This is a genomic window from Acaryochloris sp. IP29b_bin.137, from assembly GCF_028285745.1.
Classification (GTDB): Bacteria; Cyanobacteriota; Cyanobacteriia; order Thermosynechococcales; family Thermosynechococcaceae; genus Acaryochloris.
Genome location: NZ_JANQOP010000268.1, coordinates 1 through 6,577, shown reverse-complemented (window position 1 = coordinate 6,577; position 6,577 = coordinate 1). Strand labels below are relative to the sequence as shown.

Annotated in this window: 3 protein-coding genes and 1 pseudogene; 1 reads left to right on the top strand and 3 read right to left on the bottom strand. The window is 45.1% G+C overall.

Annotated features, from left to right (window positions below):
* Window positions 1-213: 213 nt before the first annotated feature.
* Both Q0991_RS25265 and Q0991_RS19120 read right to left on the bottom strand, forming a co-directional pair.
* Window positions 214-357 (bottom strand): annotated as a pseudogene (locus Q0991_RS25265) (transposase); the annotation flags it as partial.
* 223 nt (window positions 358-580) lie between these two features.
* A complete protein-coding gene (locus Q0991_RS19120) occupies window positions 581-2,086 on the bottom strand; it encodes a hypothetical protein (RefSeq protein WP_299491476.1) in 1,506 nt (501 codons plus the stop codon).
* A gap of 581 nt (window positions 2,087-2,667) precedes the next feature.
* Here Q0991_RS19120 and Q0991_RS19115 point away from each other — a divergent pair.
* Window positions 2,668-3,378: a hypothetical protein gene (locus Q0991_RS19115; protein WP_299491474.1), complete on the top strand. Its 711-nt coding sequence runs from the start codon at window positions 2,668-2,670 to the stop codon at window positions 3,376-3,378.
* A 159-nt stretch (window positions 3,379-3,537) separates the two neighbouring features.
* On the opposite strand, the gene Q0991_RS19110 is transcribed toward Q0991_RS19115, so the two are convergent.
* Window positions 3,538-5,793, bottom strand: coding sequence for a response regulator (locus Q0991_RS19110; protein WP_299491472.1), 2,256 nt, complete (start codon window positions 5,791-5,793; stop codon window positions 3,538-3,540).
* Window positions 5,794-6,577 lie beyond the last annotated feature (784 nt).

Genomic DNA, 6,577 nt, shown 5'->3' with positions numbered 1-6,577 from the left:
GGTTGCACTGACACCAATTAATATCCCCCCGAAGAGGGCCGTTAGTTCATTGAAGCCAATCACTTAAAACCACTAGTCTGCAGGGTTGGGGATGTTGCTGTTCACTTGTTTAATATACTTGAGTTTGGACTAAGTTGATGTCGCCAAGCAGTGTAAAGTATCCCGTTGCCATTGAATGCCTGAGAATCAGTTCTTCTGGTATTAACTCAGGAGCTAAGCAGCAGTTTTTTGGACTATCTTTGCTTTCATGCGTTTGGAAACTCGTTTTCTGACTCTCGGATATCGAGTTCTTGGTGGTTGAGATGCGCCTTGAACCCGTCCGGGTGATTTACCACGAGTTTTTGGTGCTTGAGTAGGCCATTTCTTAATTAATGGAGTTAAACTCAGCCGGATAGTCGCCCACCCGACTGAGTTTAACTCCATTGATGTCCCTGTTGACGAATGCTTGAATGCTTGTATCGAAAAGATTACAGAGGTCACATGGCACTTCGTTGTAGCTTCGCTACCTTTAGGCCGAAATGAGTTGATAATCTTCGCTTGCGAGCAACCATCACAGGTAATCTACAAATAGTATGCAGCCCTAAGCCATCATGAAATGCTCTGCTCCCAGCTGAGATGTATCAAAACCAGACAGGGTCGCCAGTAGCTCATCATTAAATAAGATGTTGTGTGAATCAAGCGTTAAGCTTCCAAAGCTCAGACCACCTGTTAGTACAAAGCGATCTTCAAGCGAAAAGTCTTTAATAGTATCGGCTCCCTCATCAGCAGCTAATACAAATATGTCGCTACCTCTACCACCCCAGACGGTATCGTTACCAATCCCCCCTCGAATGATGTCATTGCCCCAACCGCCTTTAATTCTGTCGTCGTCTGCGCCACCGTGAAGCCGATCTTTACCCCAGCCACCGTGAAGCCAATCTTTACCCCAGCCACCGTAGAGCATGTCATTTCCCCTACCACCGCGCAGGATATCGTCTCCCTTGCCCCCCCAGGCCAAATCATCACCAGCACGCGCCCAAATACGGTCATTCCCGTCAAAACCGTTGATACGATCTGCCTGGCGCGTCCCTAACAGGAGAGGGTCGCTCCAGTCGGTTCCAGCAATGAGGGGGGCGCTGCTACCACTATGCTGTCCTTCATGGTGAGCGCCAAGCTCTTCGACACCATAAGGTGATACTAACGGATTAGTAATCGCAAACGTACCTGATGGATTGAGGGAATGAAACCAGCCGTGGAGCATGTAGAACTTTGGCAGATAAAATTCATCTGAGTCAGGAAAGAAGTTGGTGCCATTTTCTAGCAATCTATTAATAACCAATAGCTGAGGGACGTCTTCTTCAAAAGACACCTGTTTAGGATCTGTTGTCCCTAGACCGCTCGCCCAACTGCTCCTGTGAATATGCCAGTCTGAAGCGGTTAAGCCTTCAAATGATGTTGTTGGTGGAAAATCGTCTGATGGGTCTACTGTAATCCCATTAACCCTTGGAATGTGGATGTAGAAAACAGCTATCAACTCGCCCCTATCATTGAAGTTGAGTCCGACTGGCTGAGTGACGTCAAGTGTTTTGTCGTTGCCAATCTGCGCTGCCAAGCCAAAGTTGTAGTAGTGAGATCCGTGTCCTTTCGCTTCTTCTGTAGTTGGGACGTAACCGTCTTGTAGTGCTTGCTCTATGCCACCCGGCCCGTAGTATTTCATCGTGGCTTGGGTCGCTTGAGCCACCTGCTGGTCAAGCTGAGACACAGAGCTCTCAACGGTTGATTCCGCCTGCTGTAGGTCATTCGAGTCCAGCACTCCGTTAGCATCTAGATCATACAAGGGGTGGTAGCCTGCCTGCCCTTGGGCAATCCGTTGCTCAAGGGATGAGAGGTCATCCTCATTCACCACACCATCACCGTCAAAGTCTGCCACGCTCAGGAGTGGTGCTGGCTGATGGGGAGATGGATGAGGATGACCATGGTTTCCATGTTCTTCGTGTCCATCAGGTTCTTGAGGTTGGCGGTCGTGGGGCGAGTTCTGCGTATGTGCAGAATGCTGATTTAGATCTGTGTGCAGATAATCCACAAGCTCGTTCAATAAATCTTTCATATTCGCTTTTCTCCAATCCTGAAAACATCTGTTATGGAAGTTAGAAAAAGAACGCTGCTTTGATCTTTGTATATAGATTATCAAGACCTTAGGTGTAAATTTGCTGATGAGCAAAAAATTTACTTTCGAGATAAAGAAAAGAGTATTGGAAGCAAAAATAATTTACATCTATTTACACTTGTATCAACAAAAGAAAATGTACTGAGCCTTTATTGAGAATACTGTGCTGTAAGTCAAATTTTCTGATCAAATATATGGAATTATTTGTGAATGAGTTGTAAATTATTTTTACCTCCTTGTAGGATCGGTACGTCTGGATAGAGACAAGTGTTTCTAGCAGCTAGTCTTGGAAAAAATATTCGTATTTATTGGAACTTATCATAGGTTCGGTAGCCAGTGAAAGACTTGGTATAGTTCGACGTCTAACCATTTAGGGTAATACTTTTAAAATTTGCGAAATTACGTAAAGCCATTATCCAACACAGGCTCAAAAGTTTTATTCTAAATTAAGAGTGTTTCCTTATTTTAGGTGAAAACTTAAATTGTGCATCTCATTAAAACTACAGAAATAACGACTATTAATGACTAAAACTACTAAGATTTCCAATCTAGTATTTCCTAGTTTAATAGTAGGAATCATAATCGGAATAATTGATTCCTACATATTACAGTATGCTAATCTACAACTCGCTGTAGCGATACCAATCACTGCAGATAGTCTTCGTCAGCCAAAGATAGTTTCATCAGATTTACCTCCTGGATTTCGAGAAGTCCCAGCCCCAATTAGTTCTCTAATCCATGGTGCAATATCCTCAACCATTAAAGATCACTTTGGCAGCAATGAGATCCAGATCAGAGATTTAGTCGTTTACATGAATCTGAATCAATGGATGCTCATAATTGGGTTTGTTACACCTCTAAATAATCAGAATGTGGTTCAAATGTTTGATTTAGGGTTAGAACAGCCTGCTGCTTTAGAAAAATATGTTACGGGCATTACAAAGAGTAATTATTATTTGGGTTCGGTAAATATTGTTGACAAAAGGGTTGTTCCTTCCTTATCGCAAAAGATTGGCGAAGTTTCCACTGGTATGGCAGTTACTGCAAAGGCGAGAAATATGACCTTGTTTTCTGAAATGGTTGCTTTCCAAAGGAGTAATTTAGGCGCAATGCTAATTGTCGGACGCCTAAATGACAACATCCCTCTCCTGACTACATCTAAGCTGGCTCAGAGTTTCGACAATAATCTATTAAATTTTCAGTCATATCCACACCAGTCGATAAAACAGTAAAGGAAAAAATAGTCACTACAGCAGAAAACGTCCTTTATAGATTCTGTTTGTTATGAGTATTGTCAAAATCTGTTGCTGAGTGAACCACACCTGCACAAGTAAGATGGTAGATGGAAGTCATACTCTGCATTGTTTCTCAAGATGTTAATCATTCACTAACTATGTTTCAACTGTGGTTCGGGACTCGCTTTTCTCCAGAGCAATCACAAGTTCCTGAATATTGATGGGTTTGGTGACATAGTCATCCATGCCAGCATCCAGACATTTTTCGCGATCACCCTGCATGGCATTGGCAGTCATGGCAATAATCCGTGGCCGTTCCTCCGGCATCGCAGATTGGCAAATATGGGTCGTTGCCGTCAGCCCATCCATCTCCGGCATATGAACATCCATCAGAATGACATCATAGGGCTGGCGTTTGATGGCTTGCAGAACTTCCAATCCGTTGCCCACGACATCGGCGCAGTAGCCCATTTTGGATAAAATCAACACAGCCAATTTCTGATTGACGGGGTTGTCTTCTGCCAACAAAATCTTCAAAGGATGCCGAGCCGCTATCTCTGTATCTAGCTGTAGAGTAGTAGACTTTTGAGCTTTGACTTCATTTCCCGTTAAGGATTTGACCAGGGCACTGTAGAGCTGGGATTGCTTGATCGGCTTATTGAGCCAGGCTGAAAACAGACCCTTGTGATGAGCTAAATCAGGAGCCTGACCAATGGAGGTCAACATTACCATTGGGAAGTTTGCCCCCCGAGGATGACTGCGAATTTTCTGAGCCAAGGTGAGGCCATCCATTTCAGGCATTTGCATATCTAGAATTGCGATATCAAATGGACCCGCATATTCCAGCAGTCCTAAGGCTTCGTAGCCAGATGCAGCCCCCTGGGGTTTCATCTTCCAAGATTCCGTTTGCAGAGTGAGCACTCGTCGATTGGTGTCGTTATCATCCACAATCAGCACCCGTTTATCCTTCAGAGTGACGGCGTGAAGCTTTGGTGCCAACACAGTCGTGTCTTCCGTCTCTTCAGCTCGAATCGTAAAAGAAAAGGTGGAGCCTTGACCCTCTTCACTTTCGACCCAAATCCAACCGCCCATCAGTTCACTTAAACGCTTACAGATGGCTAGCCCCAAGCCTGTACCCCCAAATTTTCGAGTCGTCGATGAGTCCACCTGGCTAAAAGATTGAAACAGACGATTCTGGCGTTCAGCAGGAATCCCCATGCCCGTATCTCTAACTGCGAAACAGAGTTCATACAAGGGCATATCCACAACAAGGGATTCAGCCGAAACGTTGACCACAACTTCCCCGGATTGAGTAAACTTGATGGCATTGCCCAACAGGTTGACGAGAATCTGGCGTAGGCGGGTCACATCCCCCAAAATGGCTTGGGGAACATCGGGTTCAACCACCCCCGCCAACTCAATCTCCTTAGGACCCACCCGAGAGGCCACCAGCTCCAGGGCGTCTTCCACACAAACCCGAACATTAAATGCCTGTTTTTCCAGATCCAGCTTCCCGGCTTCAATTTTGGAGTAATCCAGAATGTCATTAATGAGCGTGAGGAGACTATCCCCACTTTTACGAATCGTTTCCGTAAATTCCTGCTGTTGAAGCGTTAACTCCGTATCCAGCAGTAGCCCAGTCATACCAATCACACCATTCATCGGTGTGCGAATTTCGTGACTCATCATCGCCAGGAAGTCATCTTTCGCCTGGGCGGCAGCAGCAGCGGCAGCATGTTTTTCTTGAATAATGCGATCACCCCGATACACAATCGCAAACAGAACTCCATACAACAGCCCAAGTACCCCACCGGTTCCCCACAAAATATTGCGCTGGGTGGTTTCCACTCGTTCCAGCAGCGGGGTGACATCGGTATACAGCTCAAATACTCCTTCGATGGAACCGTTTGGACCATCAGGACGCAGAGGCAGATAGCTAGAGAGGAGATTGCGATCCTTCACCCGACCCTGCATGCCTGTAAAGGCGTCTTTATGGTTGAGGAAGGAGCGGGAATGGCCTTTAATGGCCGTCTGAAATCCCTTCGACTTGTGTTTGTCTTGGCCAATTTGTTTGGTACTCGTTGAAAAGACAGTCCGCCCTTGTGTATCAAAGACCTTTACTTTCAACACAGGGAGTCCCTGAGCCCAGGATTCGACATCTTTCGTCAACTTCAGGGTTTGGGGATGGGACTTTAACTGTTTTGCACTCAGGGATTGAGTATTGCTTAAGAAGGACCCATGGGTCTTCCAGAGGGTATTAGCAAAGGATTGAGTCAGGGCAACATTCTTGTTCTCAGTAACTGTGACTAAGCTCTGAATGGCACGATCTCGCGTGTACTGATTCAGGGCAACAATGGCCACTACGAAAGCCACAAAGCTGGTGATGGAATAGTAGCGCAGTAGCCTAAACACTTGAAACGCTCACGGAGTAAATTTGACCGTGGGTGATAAGGGGATATACTCTCCCACATCACCCATCAACTAATGTCTGTAGAGTACCCATTTATATGAACTAATAATCTGAATAGGTCCCCAATCATGTGTATCTATTTCAATGAAATATTTAAGTAAACATACTTCAAGAAGAGGATATTATTTGAAGATCGATATGGTGGTTGTTTGAAAGATTTCTGCTGAATATATTTGATAGGCTCCCAGAAGACCCAATTCAGAATTTTGGGGAATGCAAGACTCCAAGTTAACAAAATGGAAATACTAGTTAATGAGGCAAACAGCTTTAACTGGCCTGAGTTACCAAGAAGAAGCACACTCTGCGATATTGTTTTACTTGACCTGGCCTATGCCTAACCTCATGTCCAAGAATTCCTAGCTATGGTTGTATTGACCTTTACTTGCAAAAGTGGCCATTTTCTTGATGTGCTTTTGGGTGATCGGCTTTGACCTGAGGCTTTGACCTCACAGCCACAGTCAACTCAATCTGCAACTCTCGATTGGTTTGTCCCACCCATTTGATTGATTTAATCCAGCCGTTGATGGGAGAATGTACCAGGCCCATTGTGTTTAAATTCTCCTCAATCTCCTGCAATTGGGCCGTAAGCTCACCTGCTTGAGTTGAAGAATGGACATGGATCAAAATCGGGTAACAGTGTCAGGAGCGATCAAGGTAATCTGAAGGCTTGTTGTCACTCCCCTGAATTGACCCTCAAGCATGATTTCAACTCCTGCAATTGCCGCC

Coding starts and splice junctions, on each gene's coding strand:
- Q0991_RS19120 (WP_299491476.1), bottom strand. CDS start 2,086: ATGAAAGATTTATTGAACGAGCTTGTGGATTATCTGCACACAGATCTA.
- Q0991_RS19115 (WP_299491474.1), top strand. CDS start 2,668: ATGACTAAAACTACTAAGATTTCCAATCTAGTATTTCCTAGTTTAATA.